This is a genomic window from Pelosinus sp. sgz500959, from assembly GCF_042610375.1.
Lineage (GTDB): Bacteria > Bacillota > Negativicutes > DSM-13327 > DSM-13327 > CTSoil-075.
This window is the reverse complement of record NZ_JBGJZL010000036.1, coordinates 1-1,794: the sequence shown is the minus strand read 5'-3', so window position 1 is coordinate 1,794 and position 1,794 is coordinate 1. Positions and strand designations below refer to the sequence as shown.

The window sequence follows — 1,794 nt, the reverse complement described above, 5'->3', positions numbered from 1 at the left end:
GAATCAGGAATTACACCGCCACCAATCATTAACACATCAGTCATACCGTTACCACGAATCAGTTCTACAATGCGTGGGAACAAGTGATTGTGAGCTCCTGATAACAAACTAAGAGCAATGACATTTACGTCTTCTTGCAGAGCCGCTTCAGCGATTTGCTCTGGAGTTTGACGAAGTCCTGTATAAATAACCTCAAATCCAGCATCACGTAGAGCGCGCGCTACAACTTTGGCGCCGCGATCATGTCCATCTAGACNAAGTCCTGTATAAATAACCTCAAATCCAGCATCACGTAGAGCGCGCGCTACAACTTTGGCGCCGCGATCATGTCCATCTAGACCAGGTTTTGCTACTAATATTCTAACACGTTTTTCCATGGTTATTTCTCCTCCTAACTCTATTACAGTGTTGCATGCGCTTGGTATTCACCAAAAACTTTGCGCATTACGCCACAAATTTCGCCTAGTGTTGCATACGTTTTAACTGCTTCCATGATGACTGGCATTAAGTTTACTTCTTCATCAGCGCAAGCAGCTTCAAGTTTAGCAAGAGCAGCAGTTACAGCTGCATTATCACGTTCAGCACGTAGTTTAGCAAGCTTTTTCTTTTGCAATTCGCCAACTGAAGCATCTNCCAGGTTTTGCTACTAATATTCTAACACGTTTTTCCATGGTTATTTCTCCTCCTAACTCTATTACAGTGTTGCATGCGCTTGGTATTCACCAAAAACTTTGCGCATTACGCCACAAATTTCGCCTAATGTTGCATACGTTTTAACTGCTTCCATGATGACTGGCATTAAGTTTACTTCTTCATCAGCGCAAGCAGCTTCTAGTTTAGCAAGAGCAGCAGTTACAGCTGCATTATCACGTTCAGCACGTAGTTTAGCAAGCTTTTTCTTTTGCAATTCGCCAACTGAAGCATCTACACGAAGCAAACCTTCAACTGGTTTTTCTTCAATTTGGAATTTGTTGACACCAACGATAACACGCTCGTCGTTTTCAACTTCTTTTTGCCATTTGTAAGCACTGTCTTGGATTTCTCTTTGGATATAACCTTCTTCAATTNTACACGAAGCAAACCTTCAACTGGTTTTTCTTCAATTTGGAATTTGTTGACACCAACGATAACACGCTCGTCGTTTTCAACTTCTTTTTGCCATTTGTAAGCACTGTCTTGGATTTCTCTTTGGATGTAACCTTCTTCAATCGCAACAACAGCGCCGCCAATTTCATCAATTTTTTGGATATATTTTAAAGCTTCTGCTTCAATTTCATTGGTCATGGCTTCTACATAGTAAGAACCTGCCAATGGATCAACAACGTCAGCTAGGCCGCTTTCATAAGCAACGATTTGTTGAGTACGAAGAGCAACACGTACGGAATCTTCTGTTGGAAGAGCTAATGCTTCATCCTTAGAATTCGTGTGCAAAGATTGAGTTCCGCCCATAACAGCAGCTGCTGTTTGCAGTGCAACACGTACAATGTTGTTTTCTGGTTGTTGAGCAGTTAGCATGGAACCTGCAGTTTGCGTATGAACACGAAGCATCCAAGACTTAGGATTCTTAGCGCCAAAACGTTCTTTCATGATTTTTGCCCATACACGACGGGAAGCACGGAATTTTGCTACTTCTTCAAGTACATTATTGTGTGCATTCCAGAAGAAAGATAAACGGCCTGCGAAAGCATCAACATCAAGACCTGCTTTAATGGCTGCTTCACAGTATGCAATACCATCAGCAATCGTGAACGCGATTTCTTGCGCTGCAGTTGAACCTGCTTCACGAATGTGGTA

4 protein-coding genes are annotated in these 1,794 nt (G+C 42.2%); all 4 read right to left on the bottom strand.

Annotated elements, in window-relative coordinates:
- The coding region (locus ACAN52_RS21805) for a cobalamin-dependent protein (RefSeq protein ID WP_378957246.1) at nucleotides 1–377 on the bottom strand (377 nt) is incomplete at its 3' end.
- 23 nt (nucleotides 378–400) lie between these two features.
- On the bottom strand, nucleotides 401–637 hold the full coding sequence (locus ACAN52_RS21800) for a methylmalonyl-CoA mutase family protein (RefSeq protein WP_378957249.1): 237 nt from the start codon (nucleotides 635–637) through the stop codon (nucleotides 401–403).
- A 57-nt stretch (nucleotides 638–694) separates the two neighbouring features.
- The gene (locus ACAN52_RS21795) at nucleotides 695–1,039 is read right to left on the bottom strand and encodes a methylmalonyl-CoA mutase family protein (protein ID WP_378957247.1); all 345 of its coding nucleotides are present in this window, start codon (nucleotides 1,037–1,039) and stop codon (nucleotides 695–697) included.
- Nucleotides 925–1,794: methylmalonyl-CoA mutase family protein (locus tag ACAN52_RS21790; RefSeq protein WP_378957245.1), on the bottom strand; the 870-nt coding region annotated here is incomplete at its 5' end. The genes ACAN52_RS21795 and ACAN52_RS21790, both read right to left, overlap by 115 nt.